Genomic DNA, 19,504 nt, shown 5'->3' with positions numbered 1-19,504 from the left:
GAAACGCCGAGAAGGTTTACTTTATGCTACATTTGGTATTAATGGATGGTGAAATGGGCATCGTTTATGATTTGTTTTTCCGATGGGTTTGACACCAGCAATCCCAATGCATTCCTGTAGGTGTTCAAAATATTTTCCGCACTTTTTTTAAATATGGTTAACTTCAACATCACATGCCTTCCGTCGGATGTTTCAACACAAATCTTATAATTCTTTGTTCCCCGGTATTTCTCCTTCATCAGTACCATCGTTTTTAATTGGTCCCTTTTTATGACCGTTGTTTCCTTCTTATAAAAACCATAATGCGTCAGCGTCAGCTGATGCCTATCTATCTGTATCACGCTCACCATATTAGACTGAATTGACCTGAAAATCGTTCCAAATATTACCCCAAAAATCGTTACGATAAAGAATTCAGGAATTATGAGCCCGGCATTTGCATAATTTGCCACAAATAAAATAACAGGCACATATATTATCAATGAAGATACCATAGCAAACACAAAGGTACTTAACAAATTATTGGGAATACAAACTAACGGGACCTTTGTACCTATCCTTCTAAAAGGATGGAATACAACAATTAAATCCAGAAACGTACCTAGGTGATACTTGAACCAACGTAAAGATATTAATTTGTTCATTTATCAATTATTGTCTTAACATTCATCAACGTGTCATTCTTTTTTATAGCCTCGTTAACGAAAAAAAACCGAGACAAAGACTATATAAGCATTGGGGAAATCTATATACGTAAGGTTTGCGCTTCGGTTATATTCTGGTACAGGTTTATGGGTGCTTCACCTTTATTTAATCCTATCATAATCATATAACTTAGAATTAAGTTCAGATATTGAACCTATTACGTAGGTTTGATGTTATTTAAGTAACAGACATTCTACCTCCACAAATTACAATACCAGTACCGGGCACCCACATTGTCAACACCAACCACCCCTTAATTGTAGGTAACAACTTAAATGACATTGCCATGTATTTAGCAACCCCTATCGAATCGGACTATTTAACGGGTAACATCCACGGTGAAACCGTCATCAATCCCGCAGAAACCTTATCCTACAATGTATTATTGACATTCCACAAGACCATTAAGCTTCTCAGTATCGATTGGAGCATTCCGGATATTCTACTTTCGGAATTGAACAAGAAGATGGTCAATGAGAAATTTGAAGATGGATTGGATTACGAATTTGACATTCAACTTAGAAGCTCCGAACATGAAGGCTATGGTTATGTTGAAATCACATTGGAACTAGAGACTTTAGCAGGTGAAATATTTTATGAAAAGGCTCAAATTCCCATATCGGTATTCAAAAAGGTATTGGCCGATGTGTCCGAAATGAGCGAGCATTTGCAAAAGCGATATCTATGGTGGGCCAATGACAACCTTCATCATGCACATATTTTATTGGCTGACGGATTAAGATGTATGGAAGATTTTATGCATATCGAGTTTCCACCGGAGCTAAAAGAAACACTTTCGGCAGACCTGGAATTTAACGCCATGGGGCATCCTGTAAGTTATGCTGATTACATAGATATTATACTTAAGAAAAAGGAATTGTATGCGATCAAAGACGTAGTTTTTTATCCTGATGATTACTGTAACGAGAGTGATGACAAGTTTGACATGTCGGCAGCGCAGGAAACGGAACATTTAATTTAACGGGAGGCATGAACGATGGCAAAATGGGCAGCAGATTTCGCATTAGCAGTGGAAGTTCAACAAAACGTAATCAATCTGGTATTGGACAAATTTATTCAGGCACTAAAAGCGATATTAAAATATACAGCCAAATTAGGAAGGATAGGTTCTATTGAAGCCGAAGTAATCGATTTAAGTATTTTAGATTTAAATGATCCTCCCCCACTGGGAGCCGTGCTAACCGATATTCAGGCTGAGGGTACTTTCAAGTTAAAACTTTTTGGATTAAGAATAGTTAACACCAATATTGTTTTTAAGATTGAGCAAGTAGAGGTAAACCTATCGAGAACAGCCGCCGGGCTTCCCAAAGGAATTGTCATCAACATCACACCGGGAATGAAGGTATCGCTTACATTTCCTAATTCGCGATTTATTGTAAAATGGTTATTGAATAGTATTGTGGGCCCACTTATTTCGTTTGGTGTATGGCTGGCTTTTAGAATCATCAGAAAAGTTGAAATACCGGTTTGGGAACTGGTTGATATTTTTGGTGCCCTTGGTTTGCGGTTTACACCGGATTCTCCGTTACTGACAGCGCAAAAAGCACCTCCTCCAACATCTTTACTGCTTGCCTCCGATTTTAACCTAACAGATCCGTTGCGCGGTAAAGGCCCCAACCTGAAACATTTTATCCCTGCCAGCACCAACCTTGGTGCCGTGGTACATGAGCGGGTTCTGAGTGCCGCGGTTCAGCTGGCATTTGCCAAGGGCTGGGTTCCCTCCCGATTTAGAGTGGGCAAGTACAAGATTTATATCAATTCGGTAAATATAGAGTTCAAACAGGACAAAGTTGTTGCTACGGGGATGCTCAAGGCGAAAAGAGGAAAATGCTGGTGTAAGGTGAAGGCCAAAATTACTTTTTCGGCTGCCGTAATGCCCAAAGCGGTAAACACCCAGACTTCCAATCCAATGGTCGATTTTAAATACGATGCCAATGTGAACACGCAAGTATCCATGCAGGGAATGCTAGTGGTGTTAGGTGTTGTTATGTTTGCTCCGGTGTTTATGTCACTGACCGTAAGCATGTCGTTCCTGATCAACCTGGTTTTGAATCAGTTTTTGCCGTTTTCAACCAGCTGGAGCCAAAGTGGGGCAAACCTGACCATACAGGCCAACTCGCTTAACTTTAGCGGATTTGTTCCATTCAATATGAATTTCCCTTTGCTGTTGAACGGAAATGGAAATTATGATTTAAGCCGATTCCAGCAGTTTCAGTTGCCAAACAACGGTCCCAACATACGGGTTAAGTTTACACCCGAAAGCATATCCATTCAGGAAGATGAGTTAAGGGTGGCCATTGAGTTGAAGTAATACTCAGCTATCCTAGTGTTTTATCTTCTTCCTTAAACCCGCAATACCCATTAGAAATCCTGTTACGCAATTAAACTACTCCAAAACAAGGCGGATCAACATCTTGCTCAATTTATTCTTTTGTCAATTCCTTTATCATCCCGTTAAAAACAAAATAATGAAACGGCGAAACCAGGTACCAATAAATCCGTCCCCATAAGCCCTTGGGGCGAAATGTGGCAGTCTGAACGAGATTGTCATTCTCTATTTTAAACTCCAGCCAGGCCTCTCCCGGCAGTTTCATCTCTGCCAGCAACAAAAGCCTGCCCTCCTGCTTGTTGGCATACAGGACGCGCCAAAAATCCAAAGCTTCACCTGGATTTATTTGGGTAAGGTGGGTACGCCCCCTGCGCAAACCAACCCCACCGGTCAAGCTGTCCACAAATCCCCTGATTCGCCAAAGCCAGTTGGCATAATACCATCCTGCAGAACCTCCGATATGCCAGATCCGATCCACACATTTCTCCAGGTTGTTTATTTTTTTTCTTTTAATATCCATGAAGCAGCCAAAACTTGGGACTTGTATAAATTCAGAAATCCTAAAGTTCATCCGTCCACTTACCATGGAGTCTTTCCAACTCGATACGATTTCGTTTTGTGCTATTTTATTGAAGGCTTTTTGTAATGCCTCCTCATACGTAATTGGTTTTATACCTACAATATCATTTATCTCCAAACTTTTTGCCACCACCTCAACTTTCATACTATCTACCAATGAAGTAGCTAACATATAGGAGGTGGATGTCACAAAATACAACCAATACGACGACAATCTCGGTGTCATTACCGGAAGCGTATAAATACGTCTTTTTAACCCGCGCACTTTGGCAAACCTCAATAACATTTCTTTATACGTAAGAATTTCAGTTCCTCCAATATCATATGTTTTATGAAAGGTATGGGGATTATTCAATACACCTATCAACAGCTTTATGACATCTGAAATACCTATAGGCTGACATCTGGTTCGCAACCACTTTGGAGTTACCATGATGGGCAATTTCTCAACCAGATCCCTTATTATCTCAAAGGAAGCACTGCCGGAACCTATGATAATTCCGGCTCGGAGAGTGGTTAAACCAAACTGCCCTTTCTTTAATTCTTCTTCAACATTTTTTCTGGAACTCAGATGTTTGGAAAGCTCATTATCATTGACGATACCGCTTAAATAAATGACCTGGGTTACATGGGTATTATTCATCCTTTCCCTGAAATGAACTGCCGATACCGTTTCTAAATTCTCATAATCCCTGGTACCCGACATTGAATGAACCAGATAATAGGCGCAGTCGATATCGTTGGGAATAACTTTCAGCGTTTCCTGCTTTAACAGGTCCACCTCAATTACCTGGATATTCTTTGCCAAAGACGGTTCCGGGTAGAAACGTTTCGTGTCGCGCACACAACACACAACCTGATGGCCTGCTTTAACCAAAACCGGCAATAATCTTTTACCGATGTAACCCGTTGCGCCTGTCAGCAATATCTTCATAACAAGAGAAATATTAAATACTTAATACTAACAGGCGCATAATAGATCTGTTCAAAGGTTAAAGCATATATAAAAGCCATCGAGTAGCTTCATAATTCTCCATTGCCTTTGCTAAATCAGGCCCATACATGTTTTGATAGCATCCCCAATAGATAAAACATGGTTGCAAAAACTATTTCTGTGGCACTTTCATTAACAAAGAAACATCATAGCCCCTTTTTTTTATTTTATCCAACAGCTCATTATATAACGATGCTTCCATTTTTGGACTCCTACTCAAAATCCATAGGTATTCGTCAGTATTGCTTCCAACCACTGCCCACTGATAATCTTTATCCAACTCCATCACGAAATAATCCGCATAAAAGCATGCAAAAAACGACACCTTTAACTCGGCAGGTGCTTTTTTAGGTCTGGGAATTTTAGCTTTGCCTTTTGCCTGCTTAAACTTGCCCGATAAGCTTTTCTTATAACCACTATTGAGCACTCTTAACTTACGTTTTCCTTTCTTGGTGTAATTAGCGGATACGCCAACCAGTTTTCGTTCGAATGGATGATCATATCTGGCTATCTCGTACCAGGTACCTAAATATTTTTCTACTTCAAACTCTTTAACAGCAGAGTTGTCGATTGTTGATTTACCAACACCACAACTTGTCATTAATGCCACACTCACTAATACGCAGATCGCAGCAATGCAATAATTTAAACTTTTTCTCATTTGTAATACCTCCTATTTTTAGTGTTGTTTGTTGATTACATGAAGAATCTGAATTCTTGATTCATTTGTATGAATATACCACAAAATAAGAATGAACGCAATAGAAAATTTAAACAAAAGGTTAATTAACCCAACCAAATGCTGACCAACCAAAGCTACAAGAATATCAGGCTTAAAAAAAAGACAAAACCCATATCTAATTGACTTTGCCGGCAATAAATGGTATATTCATTGGTCATTCACTGATGAAAAGTTTATGAACGCTCCGGACTCCTTTCTTGAATTAGTATTTTGGCTGACTGGCGGTTTAGCCCTTTTTCTTTATGGTATCGACATAATGGGCAAAGCCTTGCGCAAAGCTGCAGGACTGACCTTGCGCCGGGCCTGCAGTTATGTAACAAAAAACCGTTTGAGAGGTGTTGCCACCGGGACTGTGATTACAGGTTTAATCCAAAGCTCGAGTGCCTCTACAGTCATTGTCGTTGGATTAATATCTGCCGGACTGCTCACATTCAAACAGTCGATCAGCCTGATCCTTGGGGCAAACCTGGGCACTACCATCACACCACAAATTACCGCACTAAAAATAGATCAGTATGCCATCCCCATGCTGGGCATCGGTTTCATCCTCACTTTTATCACGCGTAAACGTCTGTTGCGCAAACTTGGTTATGCCATTATGGGCTTTGGTATGCTATTTCTGGGACTGATACTGATGAAGTTCTCTTTCAGCGAATATACAAGCGACATTCACGCATGGATGGAAAGCTTCAGCAAAGGGGGTGTCTGGGGCTACCTGGGGGCGTTCCTGGCTGCTACAGCTGCAACAGCTCTCCTGCAAAGCAGCTCAGCCATGGTGGTAATGATACAGTTGTTGTTTGTTCAGGGAGCATTACCCGGGTTCCATATAGTCATCCCTCTCATCCTGGGCGCCGAGGTTGGAACGTGCATCACAGCGCTGCTGGCTTCCATGCAAGGCTCACTTTCAGCTAAACGTGCGGCCGTGTCGCACCTTGCTTTTAATCTTATCGGCGCCATAGTCGCCACCGCCCTTTTTGCTTTTTACCTGTGGCTTATCCCAAAAACCACTGGTGATCCGGCCCGCCAGGTTGCCAATGCGCACCTCTTTATCCGCCTTATCAACGTTGCCATATTTATACCCGTAACGGGCTTATTTGCTCGCCTGGTCGTAAAAATGGTGCCCGGAGAAGAGAAATATTCGGCCTCTCCGGAATTCCTGGACACCACCGATCTTAAATCCCCCCAAAAAGCGCTGGCCAATGTAAAGAAGGAAGTATGCAGACTGGCAAAAATTAGTATGAGTGCGCTAACTGATTCCGTTAAGGGTTTTCTTCATCGCGATCAGGCCATATTGGATTCTGTGATAACACGTGAGGAAACAGTCGACGAACTTTGCAAGGCCATCACCCATTACACTATGCAACTCAGCCGAAGACAACTCCCCCGGCAAATGCAAAACCAACCACTGCTTTGGTTGCATATCATGAGCGACATTGAACGCATCTCAGATCATGCCGAAAACATTGCCCAGCTCAAAGATGCCTTCCCCGAAAATGAGGCCACCCTCAATAAAAAAAGCATTCAGGAATTAGAAAAACTGCTCAAATTGATTCAACGTACCGGAAACCGGACCATTGCGGTGATGGAAGACTCCACAAAAGCCAATGTGGTCAAATTAATCAAAAGAAAAGAGGAGATCAACCAACTTGTGGATACCCACCTAGAAAAACACGAAAAGCGGGTTACCAGAGGAGATACGACACCTATTGGCGGTATCCTGTACGCCGAACTGATCACCAATCTGCGTCGTGCCTCCAACCACATGCGCAATGTCAGCATAAGCGTTAGCAGTGGCGGCCCCGAATTGACCCGAATAAAGCGCAAGCTGCGTGAAAAGGAATAAAGTAAAATGGCAAAAAATAACCTGCCTGAGAAGCACAACGAGTCCAACTTTGTGGCTTATTCTGAACGGGTAAAACAAACCCTAATGCCAATAAAAAAACTAAGAAAGTAATGCGATTCAAAGGAAAAAAGCAATCCGTCAACAAGGCAGAAAATGACCGTCTGACCGCGGTTGTCAAGCATTAAACCCGGAATGTGTATGTATTAGCGTTACGTAATGAGCATTTAAAGTATTATAAAACAAGGCATTACTAAAACAAGGCAAAGCACCGCTCTGGTGAGTTAAGGCAACTCAGCCAAACGCCTTGTTTTTAAGTAGTTGATTTGCACAACAGGATTTCTTATGCATATGACGGGTCAAATACCCCTGTTACATTAGACTGAAGCCCAATATAAATTAAAACCCAATTGAGCGCTGTTTTGAGGAAGGTTCTTCGACAAAAAGAGCGGTAGCAGGCAAAAGGTGCCTTCCGACGCTTTTTTACTGCTCAAATGAGCTTTAAATTCCTATAATGTTTTTTTAGTTTTGATTTAGTTTCCGCAATCATTTTTGCCACCTATCTAATCTTGTGACTTGCGGATGAAATAATTCAAATTTGCCTAAATAGTGCCTGCTCAAATTTTTCAAGGGTAAGTTATTCCTTTTGTACTTTTTTTGCTAAGCCAACCTTTCCTTGTATCTTCGCCCAAAATAAAATCAGGATGAAGCATAAAGCAGGATTTGTAAATATTGTGGGAAATCCCAATGTGGGTAAGTCAACTTTAACCAATAAGTTGGTGGGCGAACGTTTGTCAATTATCACATCAAAGGCCCAAACCACTCGCCATCGTATTTTGGGGATTGTGAACGAGGAGAATTATCAGATTGTTTTTTCGGATACCCCCGGTGTCCTAAAGCCCAACTACAAACTGCAGGAATCCATGCTCCGTTTTTCAAAGACTGCCTTGCAGGATGCCGATGTCATCATCTACATGACCGATGTAATTGAGAAGATGGACAAGAACAGCGACTTTCTGAACAGTGTTAAAAAAACGGATTCACCAGTTATTTTGGTGATCAATAAAATTGACGAGTCCAACCCGGAGCAATTGGATGAATTGGTTTCCAAATGGAAAGAAGAGTTGCCGAAAGCGGAGATTTATCCCATGTCGGCTTTGCGTGGTTTTAATACAGACAACCTGATGAAACGTATTAAGGAATTGTTGCCGGAGTGCGATCCGTATTATGACAAAGATGCATTGACTGATAAGCCTACCCGCTTTTTTGTTTCCGAAATAATCCGCGAAAAAATATTGTTGTATTACCAAAAAGAAATTCCTTATTCGGTTGAGATAGAGGTGGAGGAATTTAAGGAAAATCCCAAACGAATCGATATTAGAGCCATCATACACGTTGCCCGCGACTCCCAAAAAGGAATCATCATTGGTCACCAGGGGAGTGCATTAAAGAAAACAGGTACCGAGGCGCGCAAAGACATTGAAAAGTTTCTCGACAAAAAAGTCTTTCTCCAGCTCTACGTTAAAGTCAACAAAGACTGGCGCGACAAAGATAAGTCGCTGCGCAACTTCGGATACGACCAGAAGTAGGTCATTGGCAATGACAGGCGACTTACTTTAACCGCTAATTGTACCAATGAAGCGAATTTTGTTTACCAACAGGAAACTGGAAACAGCAAAGCTGTTTTGAGTTTGTTATTTAAGTTACAATCCAGTTTTACAATACGAACGATTTATGAACTTGACAGGTTTACCTACCCATCCCTTGTCATTTCAATCTGTTTAATCTGAAAAATCTGTGGACACAAAAATAACACAGTGTTTCTTAGTAATGTATGTGCCTTAATGGCAAAATAATAACTATCTTTGCACGCTTTTTAGATTTCGAATATCACAAAACCAGAGTAGAATGGGAAATATTGCAGCCATTGTAGGACGACCAAACGTAGGTAAATCAACGCTTTTCAACAGGCTTACAGAAACACGCCAAGCCATTGTTAACGAAGAAAGCGGCGTTACGCGCGACCGTATTTACGGCAAAAGCATATGGAACGGGCTGGAGTTTTCAGTCGTGGATACAGGAGGTTACGCCGTGGGTTCCGATGATATATTTGAGGAGGAGATCAGGAAACAGGTGATCATCGCCATTGAGGAAGCTGACGTGATATTGTTTATGCTGGACGTTACCACCGGCATCACCGATTACGACGAAATGGTATCCGACATTCTTCGGCGTAGCGACAAGAAGGTGTTGATGGTAGTCAATAAGGTGGACAACCCCGAGCGTTTGGCCGAAGCCAGTTACTTTTATGCACTTGGTTTGGAAGAAATGTTTCCGGTGTCGTCAATTAACGGTTCTGGAACCGGTGAATTACTGGACAGGCTTGTTGAAATATTCCCCAGTTCGGAGAGTATTGAACAATTGGATATCCCCCGTTTTGCTATCGTAGGTAGACCCAACGCCGGAAAGTCGTCTATCGTCAATGCTTTTGTTGGCGAAGACAGAAATATCGTAACACCCATTTCCGGAACAACAAGGGATTCAATTTATACCCGTTACAATAAATTCGGCCATGATTTTTATTTGGTGGACACCGCAGGGGTACGCAAAAAAAACAAAGTGCACGAGGATCTCGAGTTTTATAGCGTGATGCGCGCCATCAGAGCCATCGAAAATTCAGATGTCTGTCTGTTGATGATTGACGCCACAAGAGGCGTTGAAAGTCAGGATCAGAAGATTTTTCAGCTGATACAGAAAAACAAAAAAGGAATTGTGGTATTGATCAACAAATGGGACTTGGTTGAAAAAGATACCATGACCACGAAAAAATATGAGCAAGAAGTCAGAAGTAAATTTGCCCCTTTCGTGGATTTTCCGATAGTCTTCACTTCGGTAATAACCAAGCAGCGCATACATAAGGCATTAGAAATGGCGGTAACAGTTTACGAGAACAAAACCCGCAAAATCCCAACTTCAAAACTTAACGAGGCCATGCAACAAGTGGTAATGGACAACCCTCCGCCATCAACCAAAGGCAAGTACATTAAAATCAAGTACATCATGCAGTTGCCAACCAACACCCCTTCGTTTGCGTTTTTCTGCAACCTTCCGCAATATGTTCGCGATCCGTACAAGCGTTTCCTGGAAAACAGAATTCGCGATATGTGGGATTTTTCAGGTGTCCCTGTTCAGATTTTTATGCGTAAAAAATAATTACCCACAAAATTTTTAAGATGAGGAGTTGACCCATGGTTTACTCCTTTTTTTCACGACATCATCTTTAGTGAAATAAACTTGCACAATCTGTTTATAATAAAATATTTATTTATTACCTTTATATAGGAGGCTTTACCTTTTTAAGATATAAATATCTTAAAAGTTTTTAATATCTTTATCCGCATGGCTGAGCAAATTATATATAATGTATAATACAGATAAACCAGAAGGAAGGAAACTTTCGCATTACGGCCATTATAACTCGCATTGGTTATCCGGTGTTTATTAATTTTTAATCAGATGAACCCATGCTTGGTGAGAAACATAGCTTAACGCAAGCTAATTAAAACACATAGGAGCATTATAAAAAGAAAAACTCTGCGTCTCTTCCACTTCCATGGAACGACCTATCCAGTAAAACTGCAGGAGGCTGTATTCGCAGTCGATTATCTCTTATCTATTAGTCTCTTATCTTATTCTTTTACACATGAAAAATCAGGAGAACAAAAATGACAACTCATTACCAGCTTGGATTGAGATCATTAAAAAGTACAACAAACCTAAATTATCCAAAAGTGTTTGGCAATTAATCACTTCCATAGTTCCCTACATCGCACTGTGGGTCCTCATGGTTTATAGTTTAAGTGTTTCGTATTGGCTAACCTTATTCTTATCTATATTCGCTTCCGGTTTCTTAATTCGCACATTCATCGTCTTCCACGACTGTGTTCATGGCTCTTTCTTTCGAAAGAGAAAGCACAATGAAATAGCTGGTGTAATACTAGGGATATTTACCTTTACTCCTTTTCACAGGTGGCGTAACGATCACCTGATCCACCATAACACCGTAGGAAATCTCGACAAAAGAGGCATTGGCGATGTTATGACCCTAACCGTTGACGAATATCTGAACCGATCTAAATGGGGCAGATTCACGTATAGGATATACCGACACCCGATTTTTTTATTTGGCATTGCCCCCATGTTGCATTTCGTACTTGGCTTTAGGATAACACTGAAAAGACTTACCAAAAACATAAACCGGAATATTCATTTTACCAATATTGCCGTAGTGGCAATGGTCATCGGCATGATTTGGTTATTGGGATGGAAAACATATTTGCTCATTCAGCTCCCCGTGCTATTTATCACTACCAGCCATGGCCTCTGGTTATTTTATGTGCAACATCAGTTCGAGGATGTGATTTGGACCGACAAAGAAAAATGGGATTACAAAACCATGGCCCTGGAAGGTTCTTCGTACTTTAAACTACCTTTGCTTTTGCAGTGGTTTACGGGTAACATTGGATTTCATCACATCCACCACCTATCCCCAATTATTCCTTGCTATAACCTACCTAAATGCCACAAAGAGAACGAAATATTTAAGAAGATCAAACCAATTACTTTCTTTTCGGCATTAAAAACGCTGAACCTTCGCCTGTGGGATGAGAAAAGGCAAAAACTGATTAATTTCAGAGAGCTTAGGATAATAAGAAAGGCGGCATACAATTAGCCGCGCCCTTTATTTGGAAAGGGTTTAAATAAGCATTAGATTTGTTCACAAATTTTATGCTATGCTTATAACTGCGGAAATGAAAATGGCTGATTTAATCCATTTGGATTTTCAGCTACTGGCTTTTATACAAAGAATCGGTATCCCGCTGGGTTTTCGGGAGAAGACCATTCACGAAGTGTGCGCCGAGCATGAGGTGGACGTGGACTTCTTTATACAATTAGCCAATGCTTTTCACGATACCGATTATTTTCCCAAAGAAAAGCTTCTTCAATTCAAACCGGAATGGTTGGTTCATTACCTGCGCAGAACCCACCAAAACTATCTGGAACAAAAAATACCTGAGATACAAGCTAAGATTATTAAGCTGGAGGAAGATTTAAAAGACACTTCCCAAAGCTACGAGCTGGTTAAAAATTTTTTTACAGAGTACATTCGCGAGTTCAGCACACATATCGAGCTGGAAGAGAAAACGGTTTTTCCATTTGTTCTTGAGCTGGCCAAGTGCGTAGAGCAAAAAAATTTAACCGAAGTGTACAAAGCGCATTTTACGGGATACAGCATCGATAAATATCTTGAGGACCACAACGATATTGAAGAAAAGCTTTTTGATTTAAAAAACATCCTCATCAAATACCTCCCTCCCCCAACTGACAATTGTAAATACAATGCCTTACTCTTCGATATTTTTCGTTTGGAGCAAGATTTAAGGGATCATTCTAAACTAGAGGAAAAGATATTGATACCCAGGGTGAGAAACATGGAGCAGGAATTGAAAAACATTAACGAATAGGACATGGTTAGAATACTTGTTGCAGAACCGTCCTACCTGGTCAGAAAAGGACTTTCCACAATTCTTCACGAATTGAAAGCGGTTACCAAAATAGAGGAGACACAGAGCATGGATGATTTGAAGGAAGCCCTGCAATCTGCCGTACCCCATATTTTACTCATAAACACTACCATCAGCAGTTTGCCTGGTGCGGATGTGTTGATAAAAAAATGCGCACCCGATGCCCGTGTTATATCTATTTTCAACTCCCCCCTTCCTGATGACGGCAACGAACTTACCTTATCAGTGTTTGATTCAAAACCGATATTGTTGAATAAGCTGCGGAATCAGGTTAAAGGGGTTCAACATAACGTTACACAACAAGAAAACTCGGAGGAACTGAGCGAGCGCGAAAAAGATGTACTTCAAAAGGTGGCACTTGGCAAAACAAACAAAGAAGTGGCCAGCGAGCTATTCATCAGCACACATACGGTTATCTCGCACCGCAAAAACATCACGCGTAAATTGGGCATTAAAACCGTATCGGGTTTAACTGTGTATGCCATTTTAAATCAACTGATAAAACTGGACGATATCTCGTAGTAGTCCAATGGTCATGGGTTATTGGTATCCTGAACATAAAACAACTGACAACAGACCAATGAAGCGCTAACTAACAGACTATTTACCAATTCACTCATACGCCGGAAACTGCACATAAAAAGAACTCCCTTCGTCAACCCTTGTTTCGAACCAGATTTTTCCCTTGGAGTTTTTTACAATGTTTTTTACGATGGCCAACCCAAGTCCCATGCCCGATGATTTGGTGGTAAAATTCGGAGCGAAGAGCTTTTCTTGCGCCTCTTCCGGAATACCCTTTCCATTATCTTTTATCTCGATAGTGATGGTTTCATCCTGCTGCGTCAGATTAACGTTGACCAGTCCTTCTCTTTTCGATGGAATAGATTGAATCGCATTTTGCAAAAGATTGTTGAAAACACTTATCATTTGTTCGCCGTCGGCATAAATATAATATTCGCTGATTCCATTTTTATCTACCAACACGTCTACCTCCTTCGATTTGTCGAACAGCGTAACACATTGCATCAACACCTCCACCACATCCACTCGTTTTCGTTTGGCGATTGGCATTTTTGCAAAGTTAGAAAATTCAGATGCTATGGAAGAGAGTTTATCGATCTGGTCGATTAAGGTAGATGAAACACGTTTCAGTTTCTCGTCAAAATCCACATCGTCATTTTTTCTGGCCATCTCCAGGTACTGAATACTCAGTTTCATGGGCGTCAAAGGGTTTTTAATTTCATGCGCAATCTGGCGGGCCATTTCTCGCCAGGCCGATTCCCGTTCCGATTTGGCCATTTTTTCGGCACTTTCGGCCATTTCGTCCACCATGCGGTTGTATTGCGTTACCAGTTGCCCTATCTCATCATTACCTTTGTATTCAATCTTTTCGTTTCTTCCTCCCAGTTTCAACTGGCTCAACTTACTTTGCACAACCAACAAAGGGTGTGTAATCCTGCGGGAAACCACCACTGTTAAGGCAATAACTGCGATTAAGAAAATCAGGTAGAAATTAACGATGGCCATTACCAACGACGATACCTCCTCGCGCAACTCGCTGGTCCCCACAAAATACGGCATATTTAAATAGGCCAGCAACTTGTTGTTCACATTATAAAGCGGAACATAAGCCGACAAATAATCCAACTGCCCAATCGATTCCCTGTGAATATATTCCAACTCGCCGTTTTTACTCAGCTCTATAAAGCCGCGACTATTCATCAGATGCCCGGACAAACCTCTGTCAAAAAGTTCGGGCCGCGAGGTGGCCATTAACCTTCCTTCCCTGTTATACATATTAATATCGGTATAAAAAACGCTGGAAAATTTTTTCAGCAAGCTCGTTAGGTATTCTTCCATTTCCGGTATTAACTCATCTTCGGAACCTATTTTATGCTCCAACTCCATCAATACCGATTTGGTTTTTTCAGACAACATCTGGTTATTCTTAATCTCAAATCGCCTGATAGTTTGCCACACTGATCCTCCGGCCACCACTATTAACAGCGCCAGCATAAGGCCGATAAATGCCATTTGAATCCTTTCCTGAACCGAGAAAATATAAATAAACCTTTCTCGCCGTGCCCGGGTAGTAACAATTAATAAGGCCCCAAAAATAAAGAAAGAGATAAAAAAGATGGAAAACGCCACCAGAATCATGTTTATCCCCACTTTGGGCAAGGAGAGCACTACACATACGTTCTCCGACGGATGAAAGGTCATATGCGAATAGTCCTCATAATAATACACCCCAAAATCTTCTTGCACATTGGTAATTCGCTCCAGGTGGATTGGATAAGCAAACTCCCCGGTCTGCTTAACCAGAAGTCCGTCAACATATTTCCCGTAGGAATAGTTGACCAACGGCTCCCTCAACTTCGATTCACGCTCGGAGAGTAAAAGCTCGGGATAGCCGGGCCCTTCGTAGAACGGCTTCGAAACCAATTCCACAAACATACTTGTTTCGGTTTCCGGATCGCCTTTGTTCACTCTAAAAACACCAAAATATGTAATCAGGCCGGCACCATTCTTCAAAAAATAAAAATGCCGGCTTCCCATTACCCTGGTACCTTTTTCTTCCAACATGTTTTCAAAGTACTCGTAACAATTGTAAGTACCCTCGTCGTTGCTCAGTTGCAAGTCGCCCCCGGGCCAACATGGGATCACTTGAAGCTCATATCTTTTTAAATATCTCAGCAGATAGTTTTTTTCGATATACTTCTCCAGTTTTTCAACGTTCACAGTTTCCTTTATAAGTTCTGAAAGAATAATCGAATCACGCTGGATTAAATCTTCCACCTCCTTTAATAAAAGTTCCGTTAAAGGATCCTCTTCCTGCAGCATTTTAAACGACAGGTTCTCGACCAACAACTTTCTTTCTTGGCGCTCGTTGTGGATATTATGGTAGTAAAAAGCATAAACCGCATAAAAAGCAAACACAAACACAAACCAGATAAACGTGTTATAGGCATGATAACTTTTACGCCGGGTAACCCATACCAACATAAAGGCTACAACCATAAACGCAATCACCGACAAAAGATACATGGTTTCAAAGCTGAACAGTGCTACAAACAGCATGGTTGACACCATAATCCACGAAAGAGTTTTTTTGCTTAACTGGGGAAGAAAAACCTTAATTATTTTTTCCATCACCAGTACCACCGCCAGCCATAGCAAACTAATCACAAACAACCTTGCCGCATCCAGCGCTCCAATATCGGTTATCTTAAACAAAATTGGTGCGGAGGCAGAATGAGAAACCAGTTGGGTTACAATGTTATTTTGAATATGCCAGAAAAGAAAGCTAAGCACTACAGATATGGCTACCAGAATATACTTCTTTAATCGTGATGCCGGAAGTTTTTCAATTAATTCCGGAGGACTAACATATTTATAAAAAATAAATGACTCGCAAAATACAAGCAAAGCAAAAACCAGCATACTTCCCATGTTTGGAAAAAGGTCGGAAGCACCGAAGTATAGCGGTGAGAACAATGTGGTTTCGTACACAATTCCAGGAAAAAATAATTTGATATGCAGAAAGTAAAACACACTGCTTACCAAAACGCTTATCAAAAACACAACGTTATTTTTAATCCCACTATCCTGTTTCTTTATCGAAAGCACTACAACTTGAACATACAACAGAAGTGAAATAAACACAAACAAAACAGCCCAGTTAGCATATATGGGGTTAGATGCTTCACACTCCTGCGCCGTAAACAGGTAATTTCCTTCAATATCTTTTATCTGAACACCCCGTGCATTTTTGTCAATTGCTACCTGATGACAGAGAACCAAAGGCACATTAATGGCATATTCATCTTTTAAAAAGGCATTGTTAAAAGGGTATTCGGTTTTTATATTTACCAATGTAAATAAATCCCATTCTTCATGGGGTATTCGCTTAACAATATACCATGTGTTAGTCAACTTTACTACACGCCGGCTCAACAAGGAAATACTTTCTTTCCGATAGGGTAAAACCTGATTGGTCCAAGCTTGCAAGGAATCGTTTTTGTACACCAAAATCTCCACACCTTGAGGTTTTGACGTATCCGTTGAATCTACCGCCATCCATTCCTGGCCAGGCCTTAGTTTTTCAATGAATCTTTCGGCAAACACCTCCGCCTCCTTACTTTTCTGGTGCAAGGAATTTTGGAACCGGATGGCGTTAAATGAATGATGGTTGTAATTGTGATACGCCCAGGAAAACAATAGCACCAACATGAATGAAACAGCAAATAACAGGTATTGCCAATTAACACTCGAATATTTTTTTAGCCTTTGCATTAAGCATTACGTTTTTAATCGTGGTGATAGGGTTGATTTTTTAGAATGGTCATGGCCCGGTACATTTGTTCGGCAAATATCAAACGAACCATTTGGTGCGAGAATGTCATTTTGGATAAAGACACTTTCCCGTTCGCTTTGTCATAAACATCCTTTGAAAAACCATACGGACCCCCAACTACAAAAACCAACCTTTTTAAGCCTATCAACAACTTTTGTTCCATAAAACCCGCAAATTCCCTCGATGAGAACACTTTTCCCCCTTCATCCAATAACACCAACTCATCACCGGGCTGAACGTGTTGTAAAATCAGTGCTCCCTCTTTATTTTTTTGCTGATCTTCCGTCATTTTCCTGGTATTCCTTAAATCGGGTATCACCTTCATTTCGAAAGGGATATAATGCTTTAATCTATCTACATATTTCTTGATCCCTGTATCTAAATAAGCCTCATCGGTCTTACCTATTAAAACTAATATTATTTTCATGCGTATACATGTGTAATTTATAAGAATGTAAAAATAATAATACAAAAACAACCATACTACATGGTTTAATATTTGTAATAGTTTATTTTTGTTGTACCAAAAGTTGAACGAATGGATATTCTAAGATCAACATTAAGCAGGGGGAAAATTGTTCTAGCTTTATTTTTTATGCTTACGGTAAATGGATATGCCCAATTACCGAATGCTATTATCGAAGCCACAAAAACCTCCGATGCCGCTGAATTATCAAAATATTTCAACAGCAAGATAGAACTGGTTTTACCGCAAAAGTCGGGTGTGTTTAGCAGTGCCCAGGCGAAACTGGTCCTCGACGAATTTTTCAAGAAAAACCCGGTCAGGAGTTTTCATATTATTCACCAGGGTGTTAGGGAGAACTCATCGTTTGCCATCGGAAAATATCAAACCAACAACTCGACTTACAGGTTCTATTTTTTAACCAAAAACAAGGACTCTAAAACCTTTATTCACCAATTAAGAATTGAACAACAAGATGATTAAAGATGATGTGCTGAATAGCATTATTGATAACGCCATCCGCGAAGATATTGGAGATGGCGACCACTCCTCACAAGCCTGCATACCGGAAACCGCTGTGGGCAAAGCTCAATTACTGGTTAAAGAAGAAGGAGTATTAGCTGGTGTTGACATAGCACAAAAGGTGTTTAAGAAATTTGACCCCAATATGCGTATTGAGGTATTTATTAAAGATGGCGCAAAGGTTAAACCTGGCGATGTTGTTTTTAAAATAGAAAGTAAAGTCCTTGACATTTTAAAAGCAGAAAGGCTTGTTTTGAATATAATGCAGCGCATGAGTGGTATTGCTACCCGAACCAATGTATATGTGAAAAAACTAGAAGGTTTAAAAACCCAGGTTCTGGACACCCGAAAAACCACACCCGGCCTGCGGGAAATAGAAAAACTGGCTGTGAAAATAGGAGGTGGAGCTAACCACAGGATTGGTTTATATGACATGATCATGCTAAAAGACAACCATATTGATTATGCCGGGGGAATTGAAAAAGCCGTTAAAGCGGTTCACCAATATTTGAACCAGATCCGGAAAAACCTTAAAATAGAAGTGGAGGTCAGGAATTTTGATGAACTAAACGAAGTTTTACAAGTAGGGGGTGTTCATCGTATCATGCTCGATAATTTTACCCCCGAAGAAACTAAAAAAGCGGTAGCGTTAATTAATGGAAGGTTTGAAACGGAATCATCCGGAGGAATAACCCTTGAAACTTTAAGAGACTATGCAGAATGCGGTGTTGACTTTATCTCAGTGGGCGCCCTTACGCATCATATTAAAAGTTTAGACTTAAGCCTGAAAGCCATTTAATAACCATAAGAATATTTTTGAGTCGATAAATCAACATTTATCGGCTTTTTTTGTTTCATAAGCTAAATTAACTATTGCTTATAGTGATAATTTAATGCGTTTTATGTAAATTTAATTAAATAAAATACCAGGTAATCAGGACAGGAAAATTAGCTATGAGTAATAAACAAACCAAAACATTATTTTTATGAAGAACGGATCTATACAACTGATGGATCTGGAGTTTGAATATAAACTCTGGAAAAAAAGACTGGACCTTTTTATTAGTGAGGTTCAGCTTACCATCGACAGGAATATTCATTTACCCTCGGACAGACAGGACCAAGCATTAAATTCTGTTGAATTATTGGCTCTGGAAGAGCATATGGATATTCTTTCCAAGCTGAAGAGTAGAATTAAGGTGAAAGAGCAAGAGCTTAAGTTTTACAACAAGGACTTTCCCATTACGGAAGAACATGACTTTTTTGTTGAACATTTAGAGTTACGTAACAAAAACGATAAAATCCTACAGATTCATCTGGATCGGATAAGAGACATTGTTAAAGCCATTGGGGCGTAAGCAGACCAA

16 protein-coding genes are annotated in these 19,504 nt (G+C 40.4%); 11 read left to right on the top strand and 5 right to left on the bottom strand.

The genetic code is table 11. The features are described 5' to 3' along the window. Nucleotides 1-38: 38 nt before the first annotated feature. A complete protein-coding gene (locus ACT29I_RS20785) occupies nt 39-644 on the bottom strand; it encodes a hypothetical protein (protein ID WP_430934838.1) in 606 nt (201 codons plus the stop codon). A 347-nt stretch (nt 645-991) separates the two neighbouring features. Between ACT29I_RS20785 and ACT29I_RS20780 the strand changes: the two genes are divergently transcribed. Continuing rightward, nucleotides 992-1,687: a hypothetical protein gene (locus ACT29I_RS20780; RefSeq protein WP_430934837.1), complete on the top strand. Its 696-nt coding sequence runs from the start codon at nt 992-994 to the stop codon at nt 1,685-1,687. A 15-nt stretch (nt 1,688-1,702) separates the two neighbouring features. Continuing rightward, nucleotides 1,703-3,037: a hypothetical protein gene (locus ACT29I_RS20775; RefSeq protein WP_430934836.1), complete on the top strand. Its 1,335-nt coding sequence runs from the start codon at nt 1,703-1,705 to the stop codon at nt 3,035-3,037. A gap of 112 nt (nt 3,038-3,149) precedes the next feature. On the opposite strand, the gene ACT29I_RS20770 is transcribed toward ACT29I_RS20775, so the two are convergent. Both ACT29I_RS20770 and ACT29I_RS20765 read right to left on the bottom strand, forming a co-directional pair. Beyond that, the gene (locus tag ACT29I_RS20770) at nt 3,150-4,568 is read right to left on the bottom strand and encodes an SDR family oxidoreductase (RefSeq protein ID WP_430934835.1); all 1,419 of its coding nucleotides are present in this window, start codon (nt 4,566-4,568) and stop codon (nt 3,150-3,152) included. Nucleotides 4,569-4,740: 172 nt separating this feature from the next. Beyond that, nucleotides 4,741-5,289, bottom strand: a complete 549-nt coding sequence (locus ACT29I_RS20765; protein WP_430934834.1) for a lipocalin family protein — start codon at nt 5,287-5,289, stop codon at nt 4,741-4,743. A gap of 256 nt (nt 5,290-5,545) precedes the next feature. Between ACT29I_RS20765 and ACT29I_RS20760 the strand changes: the two genes are divergently transcribed. The 6 genes from ACT29I_RS20760 to ACT29I_RS20735 all read left to right on the top strand — a co-directional run bounded on the left by ACT29I_RS20760 (nt 5,546) and on the right by ACT29I_RS20735 (nt 13,317). Next, nucleotides 5,546-7,213, top strand: a complete 1,668-nt coding sequence (locus ACT29I_RS20760) for a Na/Pi cotransporter family protein (protein ID WP_430934833.1) — start codon at nt 5,546-5,548, stop codon at nt 7,211-7,213. A 701-nt stretch (nt 7,214-7,914) separates the two neighbouring features. Further along, on the top strand, nt 7,915-8,799 hold the full coding sequence (gene era / locus ACT29I_RS20755; RefSeq protein ID WP_430934832.1) for a GTPase Era: 885 nt from the start codon (nt 7,915-7,917) through the stop codon (nt 8,797-8,799). A gap of 319 nt (nt 8,800-9,118) precedes the next feature. Beyond that, nucleotides 9,119-10,423, top strand: a complete 1,305-nt coding sequence (der, locus tag ACT29I_RS20750) for a ribosome biogenesis GTPase Der (RefSeq protein ID WP_430934831.1) — start codon at nt 9,119-9,121, stop codon at nt 10,421-10,423. A 490-nt stretch (nt 10,424-10,913) separates the two neighbouring features. After that, a complete protein-coding gene (locus tag ACT29I_RS20745; protein ID WP_430934830.1) occupies nt 10,914-11,942 on the top strand; it encodes a fatty acid desaturase in 1,029 nt (342 codons plus the stop codon). Between the two features lie 61 nt (nt 11,943-12,003). Then, nucleotides 12,004-12,735 carry a hemerythrin domain-containing protein gene (locus ACT29I_RS20740; protein ID WP_430934829.1) on the top strand — a complete coding sequence of 244 codons (732 nt, stop codon included), beginning with the start codon at nt 12,004-12,006 and terminating at the stop codon, nt 12,733-12,735. Between the two features lie 3 nt (nt 12,736-12,738). Next, nucleotides 12,739-13,317 carry a response regulator transcription factor gene (locus ACT29I_RS20735; protein ID WP_430934828.1) on the top strand — a complete coding sequence of 193 codons (579 nt, stop codon included), beginning with the start codon at nt 12,739-12,741 and terminating at the stop codon, nt 13,315-13,317. Between the two features lie 90 nt (nt 13,318-13,407). Here ACT29I_RS20735 and ACT29I_RS20730 read toward each other — a convergent pair whose 3' ends face one another. Beyond that, complete coding sequence (locus ACT29I_RS20730; protein WP_430934827.1) at nt 13,408-17,091, bottom strand: sensor histidine kinase; 3,684 nt, start codon at nt 17,089-17,091, stop codon at nt 13,408-13,410. A 14-nt stretch (nt 17,092-17,105) separates the two neighbouring features. Continuing rightward, nucleotides 17,106-17,579, bottom strand: a complete 474-nt coding sequence (rlmH, locus tag ACT29I_RS20725) for a 23S rRNA (pseudouridine(1915)-N(3))-methyltransferase RlmH (protein WP_430934826.1) — start codon at nt 17,577-17,579, stop codon at nt 17,106-17,108. Nucleotides 17,580-17,690: 111 nt separating this feature from the next. Here rlmH and ACT29I_RS20720 point away from each other — a divergent pair, with 111 nt between their 5' ends. From ACT29I_RS20720 to ACT29I_RS20710, 3 genes are all read left to right on the top strand, one after another. Beyond that, nucleotides 17,691-18,098 carry a DUF4783 domain-containing protein gene (locus ACT29I_RS20720; RefSeq protein ID WP_430934825.1) on the top strand — a complete coding sequence of 136 codons (408 nt, stop codon included), beginning with the start codon at nt 17,691-17,693 and terminating at the stop codon, nt 18,096-18,098. Continuing rightward, complete coding sequence (gene nadC / locus ACT29I_RS20715) at nt 18,091-18,936, top strand: carboxylating nicotinate-nucleotide diphosphorylase (RefSeq protein WP_430934824.1); 846 nt, start codon at nt 18,091-18,093, stop codon at nt 18,934-18,936. Before ACT29I_RS20720 ends, nadC begins: the two co-directional genes overlap by 8 nt. 187 nt (nt 18,937-19,123) lie before the next feature. Next, nucleotides 19,124-19,495: a hypothetical protein gene (locus ACT29I_RS20710; protein WP_430934823.1), complete on the top strand. Its 372-nt coding sequence runs from the start codon at nt 19,124-19,126 to the stop codon at nt 19,493-19,495. Nucleotides 19,496-19,504 lie beyond the last annotated feature (9 nt).

Origin of the sequence: Saccharicrinis sp. GN24d3 (genome assembly GCF_052400645.1) — a bacterium.
Classification (GTDB): domain Bacteria; phylum Bacteroidota; class Bacteroidia; order Bacteroidales; family Marinilabiliaceae; genus Saccharicrinis.
The sequence above is the reverse complement of the archived record's forward strand: the minus strand, read 5'-3'. Positions and strand labels throughout refer to the sequence as shown.

What these genes read in the sequence shown, in the direction of transcription:
- ACT29I_RS20785 (WP_430934838.1), bottom strand. Translation starts at nt 644, where the DNA reads ATGAACAAATTAATATCTTTACGTTGGTTCAAGTATCACCTAGGTACG.
- ACT29I_RS20780 (WP_430934837.1), top strand. Translation starts at nt 992, where the DNA reads ATGTATTTAGCAACCCCTATCGAATCGGACTATTTAACGGGTAACATC.
- ACT29I_RS20775 (WP_430934836.1), top strand. Translation starts at nt 1,703, where the DNA reads ATGGCAAAATGGGCAGCAGATTTCGCATTAGCAGTGGAAGTTCAACAA.
- ACT29I_RS20770 (WP_430934835.1), bottom strand. Translation starts at nt 4,568, where the DNA reads ATGAAGATATTGCTGACAGGCGCAACGGGTTACATCGGTAAAAGATTA.
- ACT29I_RS20765 (WP_430934834.1), bottom strand. Translation starts at nt 5,289, where the DNA reads ATGAGAAAAAGTTTAAATTATTGCATTGCTGCGATCTGCGTATTAGTG.
- ACT29I_RS20760 (WP_430934833.1), top strand. Translation starts at nt 5,546, where the DNA reads ATGAACGCTCCGGACTCCTTTCTTGAATTAGTATTTTGGCTGACTGGC.
- era (WP_430934832.1), top strand. Translation starts at nt 7,915, where the DNA reads ATGAAGCATAAAGCAGGATTTGTAAATATTGTGGGAAATCCCAATGTG.
- der (WP_430934831.1), top strand. Translation starts at nt 9,119, where the DNA reads ATGGGAAATATTGCAGCCATTGTAGGACGACCAAACGTAGGTAAATCA.
- ACT29I_RS20745 (WP_430934830.1), top strand. Translation starts at nt 10,914, where the DNA reads ATGAAAAATCAGGAGAACAAAAATGACAACTCATTACCAGCTTGGATT.
- ACT29I_RS20740 (WP_430934829.1), top strand. Translation starts at nt 12,004, where the DNA reads ATGCTTATAACTGCGGAAATGAAAATGGCTGATTTAATCCATTTGGAT.
- ACT29I_RS20735 (WP_430934828.1), top strand. Translation starts at nt 12,739, where the DNA reads ATGGTTAGAATACTTGTTGCAGAACCGTCCTACCTGGTCAGAAAAGGA.
- ACT29I_RS20730 (WP_430934827.1), bottom strand. Translation starts at nt 17,091, where the DNA reads ATGCAAAGGCTAAAAAAATATTCGAGTGTTAATTGGCAATACCTGTTA.
- rlmH (WP_430934826.1), bottom strand. Translation starts at nt 17,579, where the DNA reads ATGAAAATAATATTAGTTTTAATAGGTAAGACCGATGAGGCTTATTTA.
- ACT29I_RS20720 (WP_430934825.1), top strand. Translation starts at nt 17,691, where the DNA reads ATGGATATTCTAAGATCAACATTAAGCAGGGGGAAAATTGTTCTAGCT.
- nadC (WP_430934824.1), top strand. Translation starts at nt 18,091, where the DNA reads ATGATTAAAGATGATGTGCTGAATAGCATTATTGATAACGCCATCCGC.
- ACT29I_RS20710 (WP_430934823.1), top strand. Translation starts at nt 19,124, where the DNA reads ATGAAGAACGGATCTATACAACTGATGGATCTGGAGTTTGAATATAAA.